14 protein-coding genes are annotated in these 16,298 nt (G+C 43.4%); 13 read left to right on the forward strand and 1 reads right to left on the reverse strand.

Annotation, left to right across the window (positions count from 1 at the left end; genetic code table 11):
* The 9 genes from MUP17_06305 to MUP17_06345 form a co-directional block, all read left to right on the forward strand.
* Window positions 1-529 (forward strand): DUF4115 domain-containing protein (locus MUP17_06305; GenBank protein MCJ7458583.1); only part of this gene is annotated, 529 nt, incomplete at its 5' end.
* Between the two features lie 42 nt (window positions 530-571).
* On the forward strand, window positions 572-4,132 hold the full coding sequence (gene smc, locus MUP17_06310; protein MCJ7458584.1) for a chromosome segregation protein SMC: 3,561 nt from the start codon (window positions 572-574) through the stop codon (window positions 4,130-4,132).
* 258 nt (window positions 4,133-4,390) lie between these two features.
* Window positions 4,391-5,317, forward strand: a complete 927-nt coding sequence (ftsY, locus tag MUP17_06315; protein ID MCJ7458585.1) for a signal recognition particle-docking protein FtsY — start codon at window positions 4,391-4,393, stop codon at window positions 5,315-5,317.
* Window positions 5,314-5,712 (forward strand): secondary thiamine-phosphate synthase enzyme YjbQ, encoded by a 399-nt coding sequence (locus MUP17_06320; protein MCJ7458586.1) that lies wholly within the window; start codon window positions 5,314-5,316, stop codon window positions 5,710-5,712. The genes ftsY and MUP17_06320 overlap by 4 nt, the downstream gene beginning before the upstream one ends.
* Before the next feature lie 196 nt (window positions 5,713-5,908).
* Window positions 5,909-7,024, forward strand: coding sequence for a Xaa-Pro peptidase family protein (locus tag MUP17_06325; GenBank protein MCJ7458587.1), 1,116 nt, complete (start codon window positions 5,909-5,911; stop codon window positions 7,022-7,024).
* Window positions 7,017-7,481, forward strand: a complete 465-nt coding sequence (locus tag MUP17_06330; protein MCJ7458588.1) for an SRPBCC family protein — start codon at window positions 7,017-7,019, stop codon at window positions 7,479-7,481. Before MUP17_06325 ends, MUP17_06330 begins: the two co-directional genes overlap by 8 nt.
* An 80-nt stretch (window positions 7,482-7,561) precedes the next feature.
* Window positions 7,562-7,852 (forward strand): iron-sulfur cluster assembly protein, encoded by a 291-nt coding sequence (locus MUP17_06335; protein MCJ7458589.1) that lies wholly within the window; start codon window positions 7,562-7,564, stop codon window positions 7,850-7,852.
* Window positions 7,853-8,241: 389 nt separating this feature from the next.
* Window positions 8,242-8,715, forward strand: a complete 474-nt coding sequence (locus MUP17_06340; GenBank protein MCJ7458590.1) for a 23S rRNA (pseudouridine(1915)-N(3))-methyltransferase RlmH — start codon at window positions 8,242-8,244, stop codon at window positions 8,713-8,715.
* A 307-nt stretch (window positions 8,716-9,022) separates the two neighbouring features.
* The gene (locus MUP17_06345; GenBank protein ID MCJ7458591.1) at window positions 9,023-10,252 is read left to right on the forward strand and encodes a hypothetical protein; all 1,230 of its coding nucleotides are present in this window, start codon (window positions 9,023-9,025) and stop codon (window positions 10,250-10,252) included.
* 218 nt (window positions 10,253-10,470) lie between these two features.
* Here the strand turns inward: MUP17_06345 and MUP17_06350 are convergent, their stop codons facing one another.
* Window positions 10,471-11,217 carry a dockerin type I repeat-containing protein gene (locus MUP17_06350; protein MCJ7458592.1) on the reverse strand — a complete coding sequence of 249 codons (747 nt, stop codon included), beginning with the start codon at window positions 11,215-11,217 and terminating at the stop codon, window positions 10,471-10,473.
* 279 nt (window positions 11,218-11,496) lie between these two features.
* On the opposite strand from MUP17_06350, the gene MUP17_06355 reads away from it, so the two are divergent.
* From MUP17_06355 to MUP17_06370, 4 genes are all read left to right on the forward strand, one after another.
* Entirely contained in the window at window positions 11,497-12,837 is a 1,341-nt protein-coding gene (locus MUP17_06355; protein MCJ7458593.1) for a hypothetical protein, read from the forward strand.
* 7 nt (window positions 12,838-12,844) lie between these two features.
* Complete coding sequence (locus MUP17_06360) at window positions 12,845-14,074, forward strand: hypothetical protein (GenBank protein ID MCJ7458594.1); 1,230 nt, start codon at window positions 12,845-12,847, stop codon at window positions 14,072-14,074.
* A 206-nt stretch (window positions 14,075-14,280) separates the two neighbouring features.
* Window positions 14,281-15,330, forward strand: coding sequence for a cytochrome c3 family protein (locus MUP17_06365; protein MCJ7458595.1), 1,050 nt, complete (start codon window positions 14,281-14,283; stop codon window positions 15,328-15,330).
* Between the two features lie 602 nt (window positions 15,331-15,932).
* Window positions 15,933-16,298, forward strand: a 366-nt coding sequence (locus MUP17_06370; protein ID MCJ7458596.1) for a hypothetical protein, incomplete at its 3' end; no start/stop codon positions are given.

Genomic DNA, 16,298 nt, shown 5'->3' on the forward strand with positions numbered 1-16,298 from the left:
AACAGAGCAAGTAACCATAAGAAAAGGAAAAACAAATTATAATTCCTGGTTGGTGCTGGCCGGTATATTATTAGGAGTAATAATTATTTTGTTATTTATAATGCATCAACAGATCTATAAGTATGATAAAGACACCAAAATGGAGATGAAAGAAGCCAGGCTGGGTCCTGCTCTTCCTATGCCGGATACTGGGAAATTAGAACCCAGACCTGCAAAAAAGGAAGAGGTCAAAAAAATCCCCTCTCAACCAAAGGGGATGACCCTGAGATTAGAAGGACTGGACAGGACCTGGGCAATGGTGATTGGTGACGGAGACACGCTCTTCACAGGCTTCATCAACAATGGAATGCAGGTAGAGTACAAAGCCCAGGACTATTTTAAGCTCACCTTAGGCAGAGCCTGGCTAGTCAAAGGTTACCTTAATGGAGAAAAGCTTAGGTCTTTTGGGCCAAAAGGTAAGAGCATCTTCGGGCGGGAGATCAATAAAAATAATTACAGGGATTTCTTAGATACCACAGCAACAGAATGAAGGAGTTTTTTTGAGCAACGGGTTTAGAAAAGAGGAGGTCAATTGTACTTATCCAAGTTAGAGATATTAGGTTTCAAATCTTTTCCCAGCAAAACCGAATTTGTTTTTAATCAGGGAATAACTGCCATAGTTGGCCCGAACGGATGCGGGAAAACCAATATCCTGGATGCGATTCGCTGGGTTTTGGGAGAACAAAGGACCTCCCTTTTAAGAGGCGAAAGGATGGAGGAGGTTATCTTCAACGGGACCAAAGAGCTGAAACCTTTAGGGATGGCAGAGGTCTCGCTGGTCATAGAGAATAACCAGGGTATACTTCCCACCGAATATCAGGAGGTGCAGATCACCCGGCGTCTTTTCCGCTCCGGAGAAAGCGAGTATCTTTTAAATAAAAAGACCTGCAGGTTAAAAGATATCATCGATTTGTTCTTAGACACCGGAATGGGGACCCATGCTTACTCGGTGATCCAGCCGGAGATGGTCGAGTCGATCCTCTCGAACAAAACCGAAGACAGGAGGTTTTTATTTGAGGAAGCCAGCGGTATCTCCAAATATAAACACCGGAAAAAAGAAGCCTGTCGAAAATTAGAAAGCACGGAAAACGACCTTCTGCGTCTGAAGGATTTAACCGCAGAAGTGGAAAGACAGGTAAATTCACTGAAAAGACAGGTAAGGAAAGCAGAAAGGTTTAAGAAATTATCCCAGGAGCTGAAAGACAGGGAGCTGAAAGCCAGTAAAACCGAGTATGATTCCCTGTGGGAGAAAGAAGGTCAACTGGAGACAGGACTAAAGGAAAAAGAGGAGGAAAGAGTAGCTCAGAAGGCAAAACTGGCAGAGTTGGAGCTGAAAAGCGAAAAGCTGAAACTGGATTTGACTCAGGTTGAGAAAAAGTTCTTCTCCTGGCAGAGGGAATTAGAAGAGTGTCTTGAGGCTTTGCGCACCCTGGAAAAGGAAAATGCCCTGAATAAGGAAAGAGTTCTCAATTTAGAAGAAAACCAGAAGAGACTGGGAAGAGAGATAGAGGAGAATCTTGCCCGCAGAGAGACGATCAGATCGGAGATAAAAGAGAAAGAGGAAAAATCCAGAGAAGTGAGAGAAAAGATAAGCTCTGTGGAAAAAGAACACGAATCTAAAGAAGAAGAGCTTAAAGCTCTGGATGACAGGTTGAGAAATTATAAAGAGAAGATCGCCTCACTCAATGCCCAGCTTTCAGAGGTCAATAAATTACTGCATCAGTCAGAATTAGAAGAACAAAATTACAGACTGCAGTTGGATGAGCTGGAAAAAAGGAAAACCTCTCTGGCGGAGGAGAAGAAGAATCTTCTCGATACCTTACAGACGGTCCACGGGGAAAAAGAAGTTCTAAAAGAGTCGATTCATTCAATACAAAATTCTCTGGAGGATAAACTAAAAGAAAAGCTGACACTTCAGGCAAAATCAGAAGAGACGCAGAGGATTATTGAAACCCTGGTTGAGCAGAAAAACGAAAAAGAGAAGACAAAAAGCTCGCTTAAGGCTAAATTTGAGCTTCTACGGGATATGGTGGAGCATTATGAAGGATATCAGGCCGGGGTCAGGGAAATCCTGAGTCAAAAAGAAAGAATACCAGGACTGATCGCACCAGTTGCCAGTCTCATTAATGTAGAGAAAGAATGTCTGCCAGCCATAGAAATAGCCCTGGGAGAGGCTGCCCAGTTTATACTTTCACAGGATTTCGATTCAGCCCGCAGAGGAATTGAGCTCTTAAGAGAAGAGAAAAAAGGAAGGGCGACTTTCATCATCTTAGACCGGTTCAGAGAGATAACTCTTGAACCGGCAAAAGTCGAGTTGGAAGGTAACGGGATTAAAGGCTGGGCAAAAGAGTTTGTGAAGTGCAAAGAGGAATATCAGCCGGTCATTGATTTTCTTTTAGGCAGAATCGCTCTGGTCGACTCGCTGCCGAACGGGATAGAATTAAGTTCAAAGTTGGGTCAGGAATACGGTGTGGTCACTTTAGACGGACAGGTTATAAAAGGCGGTAAGGTGATGGAAGGTGGCTCAGAAAAAGAGATATTCTTAGTTGGCAGAGATGAAGAGCTGAATGGGATCTCAAATGAACTTTCCTCTCTGGAAAAAGAGCTGGCCAATTTGAATAACGAAGTAGAGGCTAAGGAGAAAGAAAAGTCTGATCTAGTCTCTTCCCTTTCTGATTTGGACCGGAGGACGGAAGAGGAGAAAACAAGATTCAAAGATTTAGAGCTGGATTTAGCTCGGCAGGAGGAGCTTGAAAAAGGGTTGAACCAGAGACAGGAAATAATTCAACAAAAAAAAGCTGAGCTTTCTCAGGAGCTTGCAGATTTAAAAGAAAAGGAAAGTAATTTGAAATCAGGCGACCTGAGGGAGAGAAGAAATGTTTTAGAGCAGGAATATGAAATACAGGAGGAGGGGTTAAAGGGGTCGGAGACTGAAAAGGAAAATGCTTATTTGAAGCTGAACCAGTTGAGGATTGAACTGGTGAGCCTGCAGGGTAAAGAGGAGCAGATAAAAAACGAAACCGAGAGGTTAAAAGACCTGGACCTGGATCTGGTCTCAGATGAAGAGTCAAAAAGGAAGGAGTGGGAAGCATTAAATTCAGGGATAGAGGAGCTCAATCGGAAAAGCTATGAGCAGAAATCAGAGTTGGAGAGGAAAGAAAAAAGCAGAGTGGAAAAGGAAGAGCAGGCAGAAAGCTGCCAGCAGGAGCTGGAGCGGATTCAGCCCCAGCTTGCGTCCTTGGAAGAGGAGCTCAAATCAAAACGAAAGATAAAAGAGGAACTGCAGGAAATCCTCCACAAGTTAGAGCTGGAAAAATTAGAGGTGACCACTGTCAGGGAAAATCTGAAAAAGATAATCTGGGAGGAGCAGGAAAAAGACTTAGAAAAGGTAGAACCTCTGAGCGAGGAGGAGGAGAAGGAGTTCGAGAGTTATCCTCAAAGAATTACCGAGCTGAAGGAGAAAATAAAAGAGCTGGGACCGGTTAACCTTTTAGCTTTGGAAGAATACCAGCAGCAAAAAGACCGGCTGGATTTTCTTCAAAAACAGATGCAAGACCTGGTCGAGGCCAAACAGAATTTGGTTTCGACCATTGATAAGATCAATGTAACTGCGATCGAGCTGTTCCTGGAAACTTTCCAGAAAGTGAAGGCGAATTTCCAGCAGGTATTCGAAACCCTGTTCGAAGGCGGAGAGGCAGAGGTGAGCCTGATCGAGGGGATGGATCCGCTGGAGTCTCCAATCGAGATCTCTGCCCGTCCGATGGGAAAAAAACTGATAAATATTAACCAGCTCTCCGGGGGAGAGAAGGCGCTGACTGCTCTGTCTTTACTTTTCGCTCTATATTTAGTGAAGCCCAGTCCATTCTGCGTCTTAGATGAGGTGGATGCGCCCCTGGATGATGCCAATTTAACCCGCTTCATAAAGCTGATAAAAAACTTCAGCCAGAAAACGCAGTTCATTATCATAACCCATAACAAACTCACTATGGAATCTGCAGACGTGCTTTATGGAGTAACTATGGAAAAACCTGGCGTTTCCAAGATCGTCTCGGTAAAACTTAATCCGCAAGAGGTGATAACAGAAAAGGCTTAAGGGATAAACTGTATTGCATTGAATTCCGTCTTTGCGAGCGATCCCGCCAGAAGCGGGAGAGCGAAGCAATCCTTTCACTTGATAAGAATGGACTGCTTCTTGGTCCAAATGGACTCCTCGCAATGACGATGAATTTGTGCTCGTCGGGTCCCCTGACCCGACGACAATTTCTCCCTGACAGGCTAAAGTGTCAGAGAGAGGAATATAACCCGCCAGGTCAGGGGACGTGGCGGGCACAGAAAAGATAAGCAAAATAAAATGTCTCTCAAGTTCTCAATTGAAAAACTGAAACAGGGGCTTAGTAAGACCAAAAAAAGTCTGCTGGGCAAGATTACTGAAGTTGTTGGGCTCTCGAAAAAAATTGACCAGGAGCTTTTGGACAAATTAGAAGAGGTTCTTCTAAAAGGTGATGTTGGAGTAAATGCCACAGAGAAAATTATCCAGGATTTAAAAAATAGGGTTAAGGAAGAAAAAATAGAGGAGCCTCAGAAGATAGTGGATATAATGAAGGACGAAATCTTTAATATCTTGCAGAATTCTCAGGTTTCAACTAAAACATTAAGTCAGGAAAGTAACCCCTTGATAATTATGATAGTTGGGGTGAACGGAACTGGTAAGACTACCTCGATTGCCAAGCTGGCTAAACTGTATTCAGACCAGGGTAAGAAAGTCATGGTCGCTGCGTGTGACACTTTCAGGGCTGCGGCTTTAGAGCAGCTTTCGATCTGGGCGCAGAGGGCAGGAGTGGACATCGTAAAAAGCCAGCCCAATCAGGACCCGGCCTCAGTGGCTTTTGATGCGGTCAAATCCGCATTGGCTAAAAAAATAGATGTGGTAATAGTGGATACTGCAGGCAGACTTCACACCAAATATAATCTGATGGAAGAGCTGAAGAAAATTAAAAGGGTGATGGGGAAAAGCCTGGAAGGTGCACCTCAGGATGTTTTTCTGGTTTTAGACGCAACTACCGGGCAGAACGGAATACCCCAGGCAAAAATGTTCGATGAAGCAGTAGGACTTACCGGCATCATCCTGGCAAAATTAGACGGAACTGCAAAAGGAGGAATAGTCATTGCCATTGCCAATGAGCTTAAAATTCCCGTGAGGTACGTAGGCTTAGGAGAAGGGATCGATGATCTTGAGGAGTTCGACTCGAAAGATTTTGTGGAGGCGCTCTTTTTATGATCAAAGAATTGAGTCTGAGAACTTCGTCTCGTGTCGAGATGGTGGATATAACCGATTTGGTTAGTGAGGTCGTATCGAAAAGCGGTATGAAATCAGGCTTATGTTGTGTTTACGTTCCTCATACCACTGCCGGGGTAACTATCAATGAGAATGCGGATCCGAGCGTGAGAAAAGATATAATCAAAGAGCTGAATAAAAACATACCGTTTGAGGATAATTATTCCCACACCGAAGGAAATGCGGCTGCTCATATAAAAGCAAGTCTGGTGGGTTTCTCTCAGAATATCTTTTTCGAGGAGAAAAGATTAGTCTTGGGAACCTGGCAGGGGGTCTATTTCTGCGAATTCGATGGACCAAGGCATAGAAAGGTCTATATAAAAATAATCGAAGATTAATTATTTATCTTTAAACAGACTTTAGTCCGGTTTTGTTGCCTGATGTCATTCTGAGCCCGAAGGGCGAAGAATCTACCTCAAGGTCAAATTCGACAGATTCTTCAGTCGCTACGCTCCTTCAGAATGACAGGAAAAAACCTACGCCACTAAAGTGGCTATGAACGATATAGATTAGATTCGTTACTAAGGAGGGATTATGGAGGTTTACAAGGAAAGAGTGAGGAAAGCCCAGGAGCTGATGCAGAAGGTTGGACTGGATTTTCTTCTGATTTTAAGCCCGGAGAATTTTTTCTACTTTACCGGCGGATTGAGAAAACCACCCCGGATTTTAATCCCTAAGCAAGGTGAGCCAACTCTGATGGTTTTTGCCTCTGAATTAGAAGAGGTAAAGAAAACTTTCTGGATAAAAAACGTCAAAACTTACCGGGCTTTACACGAGATGATGATGGGGATTATAGAATATCTTGGAGCTTCGAGGATTGAGCATCCTAAGGTGGGAGTGGAGATGGAATTTGCCACTCCGGCATTTCTTTTGGATCGCTTCAAGATGGCAAATCCTCAGGTCGAGGTCCTGGACGCAAAGCCGGTGATCGGGGAGTTGAGAAAAAGAAAAGAGGAGACCGAGATCGAGTGTATCAGAAAAGCCTGCCAGATTGCAGATTCCGGGATGGAGCTTGCAGCTAAAATGATCCATGAAGGAGTCAGGGAAAACGAGATCGCCTTTGAATTGGAGATTCAGATGAGAAAAGCCGGAGCAGAAAGGATTGCTTTTCCGATATTCGTTAACTCTGGCTACCGCTCTTTGTGGGTACACGGCACTGCAACTGATAAAAAAATCGAGCGGGGAGATTTTATTTTGATTGATTTGGGTCCGGTTTACCAGGGATACTGCGGGGACATCTGCCGGACTTTCGTTTTGGGAAAAGCTACAGATAAACAAAAACAGCTTCATTCGATTTATTCTCAGATGCAATTGGCAGTTATGGAATCAATTAAGCCTGGCGTGAAAGTTTTCGAGTTAGAGGAAAAAGCCTACCAGATAGCCAGTAAGGCAGGTTTTGGTGAATATTATGTCCGGGGACTCGTACACGGCTTAGGCTTAAACTTCGAAGAGCTTCCTTTTCCCACGATTTTCGCAGAGGATGTGATGGAGGAGATAACTTCGGGAATGACCTTAGCAGTAGGTCATTCAGTTTTATCTGTGCCTCACATCGGAGGAGCCAGAGTTGAGGACACAGTCCTGGTAAAAGATGATGGCATTGAGCTTTTGACCAAATTCCCGCGGGGATTAAAGGAGATCGGATATGCCTGAAGCATCTTTAGAGATATGTTTTAATCTGCCTTTGACCTCTGTCTGGGAATTCATCTCAGATTTGAAGAATATCGCCTCCTGTCTTCGTTTTGTCGGCGGAGTCGAGAAAACTTCAGATTCACTGATCTGGAAAGTCAAAGTTCCTATGTCGATAACCACCCGCACTTCGGTCTTGAAGCCGGGAGTAATTCAGAGCGAAGATAAGAAAACTTTTTCATGGAGGGCAAAAGGGGAACATATACAATGGAGCGGCAGATTTGAGCTGGAAGAAATGGAGGAGAAAAAGACCAGGGCTAAAATAAAGCTTGAAGTCACAGGTTTTGGACCGATGGCAATGATAATCAACCCGACTGCTGCTTTGCAGATAAAAAATCAATTAAAATTTTTTGTCGAGCAGTTGAAGAAAAGATTAGAAGAGCTGAGAGATTCTTCGACCCCTACCGGGGTCTCAGAATGACATTTTTCGTGATATGTCATACTGAGTCCCGCCTTTGGCGGAACGAAGTATCTCCTTAATTGCGATGAGGAGGAAAAGAAATGACCAAAGAAGAAGAGATTTTAGAGAAATTAAAAGAAGTTAAAGATCCAGAATTTGGACATTCGATCATCGAAAGGAAACTTATAGATGAGGTCAAGGTCGAAGGGGATACAGCCAAAATTCTGTTTCATCTAACCGTTCCTTTCTGCCCGGATGTGTTTGCTCTTTTTATAGGCAGGGAGATCAGGAAAAAAGCTAAAGAGGTGGAAGGTATAAAGAAAGTTGAGATCGCCGTGCAACAACATACTAAAGCGGATAAGTTAAATGAGATTTTGAGTAAAGAAGAGTGAAAGGATTCAAGGAAAAAAAAGTAGCGAGTAGCGAGGGGTGAGGGATGGAACCGAGATGGTGGGATAGAAATGGCAAGATGTAGGGGCGAGGTCTCCTCGCCCTGTTCTCGTCAACGGAGGCATTGACTTGGTTTACTGGTGGCGTCAGGAGTTACCTCCTGACTCTGTAGATCGAATAAGCTGTCAGGTGGTAACACCTGACAGCACGGTAAAGGCGTGTCACACCCTCAAACGAGTTTGAGGGTGCCACCCATTTGACGGGGAAGATATAAAGTTCAAAAGATAAAGGGTTAAAGGGAGAGATTCTTCGTCCTACGGACTCAGAATGACAATTGATTAAAATGTCATACTGAGCGAAGCGAAGTATCTGTAAGCTGGATATACAGAAATTGATCAAATTAAAGTTCATATTCGTTGGTAAAACTAAGGAATCCTGGATTGCTGAGGGGATAGAGCATTATGAGAAAATGCTTTCTAAGTTTGCGGAGCTGGGATTCATAACGGTCAAAGATGAAAAGGTCACCGAGCACTCGTCCGAAAAGACTGTCTTGGAAAAAGAGGGGGAGAGGGTTCTAAAATATCTGGATAAAAAGAGTTTCCCCTTTGTTTTGGATTCTAAAGGCAAGATGCTTTCGACAGAGGAACTGGCAGAGCTTTTTAGAGAGAAGATGAATCAAGGGGATAATGATTTTATTTTTGTGACTGGTTCTGCATTGGGTTTGTCATCAGAGGTGATAAAATCCGCTGATTTCAAGCTCTCTCTGTCAAGGATGACTTTTCCCCATCAACTGGTCAGATTGATCCTCCTTGAGCAGGTTTACCGGGCGTTCTCGATTATCGGGGGAAGGAAGTATCACAAATAGTAGACAGTAGGTAGTAGACAGTAGACAGGGGAAAAAGCAGGTAATAGGTGGTAGGTGATAAGTAATAGGAAAAAGATTGGAGGAAGGAATTTATAAACCTTCGCCGTAGCGTCGGGCTTTATGCCCGACGTTTTCTTTTTGGTCGGAAATTTTAAGTGGTCGTCGTCCCGCCAACGGCGGGACTGACCCGACGATAAAGTATCACAAGTAATTAGGGATACCAATAGCATATTTTTCTTGACTAAATCAACCAAGAAAGTTATGCTTAATAACACAATAAACAGCTATTAGGGGAGGTATAAAAAAAATGAAATCAAAGCATTTCATCTTAAAAGCATATTTAGCGCTTTTAGTGAGCTTTGTCAGTTCGATATTTTCAATGATAATAGTTTCTGAGAACCGGGCTCAACCCCCAAAGAATCCTCCCGTTCAAGAAGCAAGAAATGTCTTCGAGCAATACCTCGAGCGCTTAAAAACTTTTGACTTGGAAGGAGCTAAGCAATTCTGGAATAAAGATGAGGTTAATGGTTGTCCTTATTTTGATTGGACGATATCGCCGCCGAATGATGTTAAACAGGAGATTGCTATGCAGTGCATTGGATATAATCATGAGGTCGTCGACAGCATGCTGAGGCAGGACGGTATCATTCTGACGATCAGGTTCACACTTAAAGGCGAATACAAATCTTGGCAAGCTCCGGACACTATCTATAAGAACAGGTATCTCGTCAAAGAGGCTGATCGATGGGCTCTGGCTAATCCGGTAAAGATTTTGACAACAGGATGGAATAAGCATGGATCAAAATACTTTGATTTACATTTCTCAGATCAGACAATACCGGATTCTTTATTCTATGGATATGTGGATTCGAGCTATCAGAAAATGGCTGCTCTCTTTGGATACGTAATAACTGATAAACCGACAGCCTATCTTTGCCAGTCAGCCAGGGAACTACAACAACTTTCTGCTTATGGGCGACCAGTCCCAGCGCGGGCGCTTCCAGAATGTAATACCTTGTTTTCAACTTTTAACGAAAGCCCGATGGCCAAAACGCTTCCTGAGATAAACATGCATCTATTTTCTCATGAAGCCATCCATATTTTAGCTTTCAAGATGTTTGGAGAAGACAGATGGTCCGTGCCACTTCTAAGAGAGGGATTTGCAGTTGCCTTTGAGGGCACAGGAGGGATCCCGCCGGAAGTGACATTCAGCTGGGCAAAGCAGGCAATGGAACAGAGTAAGAATCCTGGCTTGAGAGCTCTAGACGACCCCCGGACTTTCTACAGCAAAGAGAACCGAAATTATGCGCTTGCCGGCTCTTTTGTTAAATTTCTTCTTAAAAAATATGGTGCAGGAAAGTTCAAAGCCTTTTATTCCGGATTTTCTGAACCTGCGAAAATAGACCTGGCGCTCAAAGCAGCTTATGAAAAATCTGTGGATGAAATAGAGAAAGAATGGGAGGATTTTGTAGCAAATACTGAAATCTCATTTGATAAAAAGTGGTCAGAATTTACACTGGAGTTGGTGGACAGGTGAAAAAGGAAGATGAAAGAAGGAAAATGGAAGATGAAATAAAAACCTCGCATTGCCCTCTCCTTAAAAGGGAGAGGGATTTGGATGGAGGTCTGAAAACCTCCGCTACACTTGTCTTAAGCTGTAGCGTCGGGCTTTTTGCCCGATGTTTCCTCCCGGAGGAATAAAAAAATCCCGCCAAATACTGCGGGATTTTTTTAATTTATGTTGCGATTTTCAAATCACCAATCACACCCCGGTTTGGGAGGAGGGCCGCCTTTGAAAAGGTAATTGATAAGATAGATTACATCGACTACATTTATATCACAACTGGCATTAACATCGGCCGCTACGAACGGATAGGGTGGTGGCCCGTTCTTAAACAGGTAGTTGATTAAAAATATCACATCCGTTACATTCACAGTCATATCATGATTGGCATCTCCCGGCTTATAAGCTACCACCGGTAGGACCCCTTTGATGAAAATCGGAGTATATCCTTCAGGCTCTGAGGTAACAAAGGTAAGATGGTTACTTGGCGGGAAAAATGCGGTATCAACTACAACATGTCCTGTATCTCCAATGACTCTGAAACACAAAGTAGCCAGATAACCTCTTCCCGGACCTATTATATGTTCAGTTACCGGGATAGCGCTGAGCAGAACTTTATTCGAGCCGATCAGAGTCTCATTTACGTTTTTATACAGCATATAGTTAACCCGGCTATCCCTGAAAGTAGTTGAGTCATAAACCACTGGCCCGGAGAATATGAAGGGAGCGGATATACCTGCGACCGAGTCGTCATTAAAAAAGTTTATATGGATGAAAGCCAAACCAGGTCCGCTGGGTAAAGGATAGAAAAGCCCATTATACTTCGTGGTGAAATATACGGTATCGGGAGCACCCGGGTCTTGCGCATAAGCCTTAGAGATCGAAAAGATTAGCCCCAGTAATAGGATCAATGATAAAACTAACCTTTCTCCCTTCATTTGGAACCTCCTGTTCAAATGGTTTTCTAATTAATGTTTTTAAATGCTAAAAGAACAAAGAAAACTGAAATCTGATTCCTAACTTAATAAATCGACTTATTATAATAATATACCTAAAGTGGATTTTTGTCAAGATAATTTTCTAAAAGTGTATTAAAAGATTTTTTTATCAGATTTTCAATTTTTACTTGACAAATTTAGTCCTGCTTACTATTCTATTGTTGCTTTTAAGGTTAGGATTTCAGGGATAAGTCTTAACACAAAAAAAGGGATTGCTGAGTGAGTAAGAAGACAATTATCATTGGGGCGACGCTTTTAATTCTCATAGCCATTGCAGGCTGTACAAAAAATAAGTTCAAGCTCGTCCGTTCTCAACCCACTGATGTGCCCTACTATAACCCGGTCAATGACACCTGTTTTATCTGCCATAACGTCTCTACTTTGAAAAAGACTATTACCACTTCGCTAGGAACAGAGACAGTTCCCCTTTACGTGAACCGTGATAAATTTGCCCGCTCATTGCACAGGGGTCAACGGTGTCAGGGTTGTCACACCGATATAGTTCTGCATAAAGGTCACGGAGAGGTTCCAAAGAGCTATGGGGGATGGGCTAATTTCAGCGCAGAGGACACGCTCCTTACAAGAAATTACACCACTCAAGCCGCAATTGCCTGCCCGGCATGCCATGGACGATCGAGCTTTCTTAATAGCCAGCATTATCTGATAGGGAAGATAAAAAGCTCCCATGCAGAGCAGTTTGGCGGAATGCAAATAGGAAAAGATTACGACAAAGCCAAATGCGGAAAATGCCATTTGACTTGTGCCACCTGCCATTTCAATGGCCAGGTGCAAAGGTTTTCAACCGGAGAGGTAACTGATTACTGGAGTCAGCTTCTGAGCGGTACACAGATCACGAATGCCGATTCCCTGACCAACTGGTGGATCGACTGGACCACTAATGTCGAATCACACGATTTTAACATTGCTGAGGACCTGACCAGTTCGAACGATATGTGCCGAGTATGCCATACTGGCTATTATTCACAGTATGGCTTGAAAGGTTATCCAGATTCGGACACGCTTGTACACTCTCCTATAACCAGTCAGGGGATTCAAAAATATCCGAAATATGAGGAATGGAGCTTCCTAAGCGGCGGTATCTCGGTGATGACTGGAATAAATGATTCCTTGCATCTTATATATCTGAATATAAGGAATTTGGATCATTACTCTAGAAAATGTGTTGACTGTCACGATAGAATTCATTCTTTGACGCGGATTACCTGTCTTAATAATGATTGTCATGAACATGACGATAAGGCATTTCAGCCGGGAACACTTCACAGCGATGTAGGTTGCGTGGCTTGTCACGATGCTACAATGAAAACATTTAGGGCAAACTATTCGGTATTCCCACGAGCAGACACGGTGCGAGCAGCAGCAATTAGAGACAATAAAGTCATAGATTGGCGCTCACACATGATTGTGAATCCGACGAAGACGTTAGGGATACCTGAATTCTGCATATATAAATGCCATAATCCTGTTGGGCAAGGTACGGTTGGTGCGCCTGTTGACTTTAACCAAGATTTCGATGTTCACGGTGGCGGAGATAAATGAGAGAAGTATGAAGCAAAAAATAGTTCTGTTTCTAATTCTAAGTTTAGTCATCTTCAAGTTCGGTCAAGCAGTTGAGCTAAAAAGCAATATCACCACCTATTTTAACTCTTACCAGACCCAGGACCTTTATACTGAGGAGAAGACCTCTTTTCTCAGGGCTTATCAGAGTTTTCAATTTGATTTAAACCAGATAGGAACAAAGAACCTTTCCTTTCATACTTATTTCCGCTCAACTACGGATTTTAATCATAAGAATTCGACTGACCCGTCGACTAAAGTTTATAATGCTTACATAGATTGGAAAAATATCAAAAATATTCTGGACTTGAGATTGGGCAGGCAGTTCCTTTACGTAGGAGTCGGGAACGGGACGATGGATGGTTTCAGATTTGATCTTAAGCCGAGATATAAGGTTCAGCTTACCGGGTATGTTGGTTTTCAGCTTCCGGAAGACCAGTGGACCAAAGTGGATTCCTGGAATAAGAGCCATATCCTCGGCGGCGAGTTAGCCACTACTTATTTGAGAGATACCAGGCTGGCAGTCAGTTACGTTAAGAAAGAGCGGGGCACAGGCCCGGAACAACATTTGATCGGGGCAAATGCGACTCACCAGTACTGCAAACTTACCTTCTTCACCCAGTTCTATTATGACCTGGTTTACAAGAAAGCTCAGAACTTTACACTGAGAGGTGATGGCTCAGGATTGGTCAATGGACTTTACTTATCTGCAGAGTATCAATACCGCAGGCCCAGCATATATTCCAACTCCATTTTCAGCGTGTTCAAACAGGACACATATTCCATTCTGAGATTCAACGGAGCTTACCAGCCGGTCAAGAATTTCAAATTCTCCTCTGAATATGACCTGACCCTTTACAAATCAGGTAACTCTACCCGGTTCAGGTTCGGGTTTGAATATGCTTACATAGGTGTAGGGATGTACCTCAGAAGAGGTTATGGAGGGGAGAGCAACGGAGTTTATGGGAAACTGATTTATACCCTGAATAAAAACTTCACCTTTTCAGCCAGCGCTGATTACGGCAGATATAAAATCGACGAGGAACAGGAGAGTAAAGACGATGTTTTTGCTCTTGCCTCCAGAGTGGAATGGGAGCCAGTAAGAAATCTGAGATTCGCCGTAGAGTTACAGGATGTAAGAAATAAAATCAGAAGCTATGATTTGAGACTGCAGGGGAAAGCAAGTTATCGGTTTGTTTTTCCTTTTTCCAAAAAATAAGGTTCAAACCGACTTCAGTCGGGTCAAGATTATTACGCCACTAAAGTGGCTATGAACAAGATATCGAGAGAGCAGTTAAAGAAATAGCGGGCAAGGGTGCCCGCCCTACGAATTGACAGAACAGCACAATGAGGTTCAAACCGACTTCAGTCGGGTCAAGATTCTTGCGCCACTAAAGTGGCTATGAACATTTGAAAAGGAAAAAAATGAGATTGTCAAATAAGACCTTAAGTTTAATCCTTTTAAGTGTTATTTTCAGCCTGATCTTACTGCCAGCGCTTTTTGCCACCCTGGAGATACCCAAAAGCGATATCATTTTTTCGCATAAAAGACATTCTGACCAGCCCTGTGACAACTGTCATAACAAAATATACGAAAGCGATAAATCCGAGGATAAGAATCTTCCGATAATGGACATTTGCACCCAATGCCATGATGGAACAACTTTACCCAACGAATGCTCGGTCTGTCATAAAGACAAAGAAAATCCCCAGGCGCTGGTTAGACCCAAAAGAGATTTTATTTTCTCTCATAAAAAACACCTGGAAAGGAAAACGGAATGCGTTTTCTGTCATGGGGATGTAACCAAGAAAGATAAGCTGACTTCGGAGAATATGCCGGATATGGGGAAATGCTATGAATGTCACGAGGGGACCAAAGTCTCCAACCAGTGCGAGCTGTGCCATGCCAAAATGAAATTGAGAAAATATCACCCGGATGACTGGCTGCATTCTCACCAGTGTCAATCCATCACTAAAACGGAGAAATGCGTTCAGTGTCACCAGAACCAGGACTTGTGTCAGAAATGCCATCAGGGTGACAACCTTTTCCAGAAAACCCATCCTTTAAATTACAACTTCACCCATGGGCTGGATGCCAAATCCAAAGAGAAGGATTGTCTATCCTGCCATCTGACCAAGGAGTTTTGCAATGATTGTCATTCCAAGGAAGCCGGCAAGCCTTTGAATCATTCGATCCCGGATTGGGCAGGGGGTAAGCACGGGGAGTATGCCAGAAAAGATATGGAGCTATGCGCTTCCTGTCACGACACTGCTGATCCGATCTGCACCTGGTGTCACCAGGATAAGAATCCCGGAAGGGGGAATGACCACGATATTCATCCTTCGGGATTTGCTTCGAATTTAGGTAAAGGTCCCTGGCATGAGGATGATGGTTATTTCTGTTATGAATGCCATACCAAAGGACCAAAAGCAGGAATTGGTTTCTGCGGATATTGCCACGGTGATAAGGAGTAGTATAGAAGTTTGTAGGGAAGGGGCCTGTCCCCTCCCGTTGTCATACATAAATCCCGCCTTGATAAAAGGGTGGGATTTTTTGTTTATCAAGGATTCGAGGGTTGGGGGAAAAGCTGGTAGCAGGTGGCGCGTTGCAAGGAGCCAAAAGTAAAACAGCAAACGGAATAAGGAAGATGACCGCTCCATCTCCCGATGACAGAAGAGCTTGTCAATGGAGAGTGTGGGTGGGGGTTTTCGTAGTGCGCCTGGGTGCGATAAATAAAATAAACTGGATTTGTTATTAGAGTACGGACCCCACCTTCAGGAGAAGGTGGGGTTACTTATAGTGGAACAGGCATCTTGCCTGTTCGGTCAGGCGAGATTTCTGACCCACTGACATATTCTGCTATTGGCACCCTCAAGCTGGTTTTGAGGGTGAAGGATGTAAACCTCACCCTTACCCTCTCTTGCGAGAATAGGGGATGGAGACGCATTCGATGCGTCTCTACAAAATAACCTGTTTTGTATTTTTTAATTTTCTTGACTTAAGGTTTTTTTTGTATAAAATACTTATGCATATGAGTAATTGAAGATATGAAATCTAAACAAGATAAGGAGGCATTGTGATTTTAAACTGGATTTTCTCTGAAAGAGCCTGGAAAATGAAAAGCTCTGCTATCCGGGAAATTCTTAAAATAACTGAAAGGCCGGAGATTATTTCCTTTGCCGGAGGTCTGCCTGCGCCGGAGCTTTTCCCGATAGAGGAGATAAAAGAAGCCTGTATTAAGGTGTTAGAGCAAAACGGAGCTAAAGCTTTGCAATACAGCCTGACTATGGGTTATCCGCCTTTGCGGAAGTTCTTAGCGGACCGGCTTTCGAAAAACGGAACCAAGCTTACTGAGGAGAACATCCTGATCACCTGCGGGTCCCAGCAGGGGCTGGACCTGGTGGGCAAGGTTTTTATCGATCCGGGAAGTTTCATAGTGGTG

This window comes from Candidatus Zixiibacteriota bacterium (assembly GCA_022865345.1).
Lineage (GTDB): Bacteria > Zixibacteria > MSB-5A5 > MSB-5A5 > RBG-16-43-9 > RBG-16-43-9.

Bases quoted from the DNA above. Each gene is read 5' to 3' on its own strand.
- MUP17_06330 (MCJ7458588.1), top strand. From the start codon at position 7,017: ATGCCTGAAGCATCTTTAGAGATATGTTTTAATCTGCCTTTGACCTCT.
- MUP17_06335 (MCJ7458589.1), top strand. From the start codon at position 7,562: ATGACCAAAGAAGAAGAGATTTTAGAGAAATTAAAAGAAGTTAAAGAT.
- MUP17_06320 (MCJ7458586.1), top strand. From the start codon at position 5,314: ATGATCAAAGAATTGAGTCTGAGAACTTCGTCTCGTGTCGAGATGGTG.
- MUP17_06360 (MCJ7458594.1), top strand. From the start codon at position 12,845: ATGAAGCAAAAAATAGTTCTGTTTCTAATTCTAAGTTTAGTCATCTTC.
- MUP17_06345 (MCJ7458591.1), top strand. From the start codon at position 9,023: ATGAAATCAAAGCATTTCATCTTAAAAGCATATTTAGCGCTTTTAGTG.
- MUP17_06350 (MCJ7458592.1), bottom strand. From the start codon at position 11,217: ATGAAGGGAGAAAGGTTAGTTTTATCATTGATCCTATTACTGGGGCTA.
- MUP17_06325 (MCJ7458587.1), top strand. From the start codon at position 5,909: ATGGAGGTTTACAAGGAAAGAGTGAGGAAAGCCCAGGAGCTGATGCAG.
- MUP17_06365 (MCJ7458595.1), top strand. From the start codon at position 14,281: ATGAGATTGTCAAATAAGACCTTAAGTTTAATCCTTTTAAGTGTTATT.
- ftsY (MCJ7458585.1), top strand. From the start codon at position 4,391: ATGTCTCTCAAGTTCTCAATTGAAAAACTGAAACAGGGGCTTAGTAAG.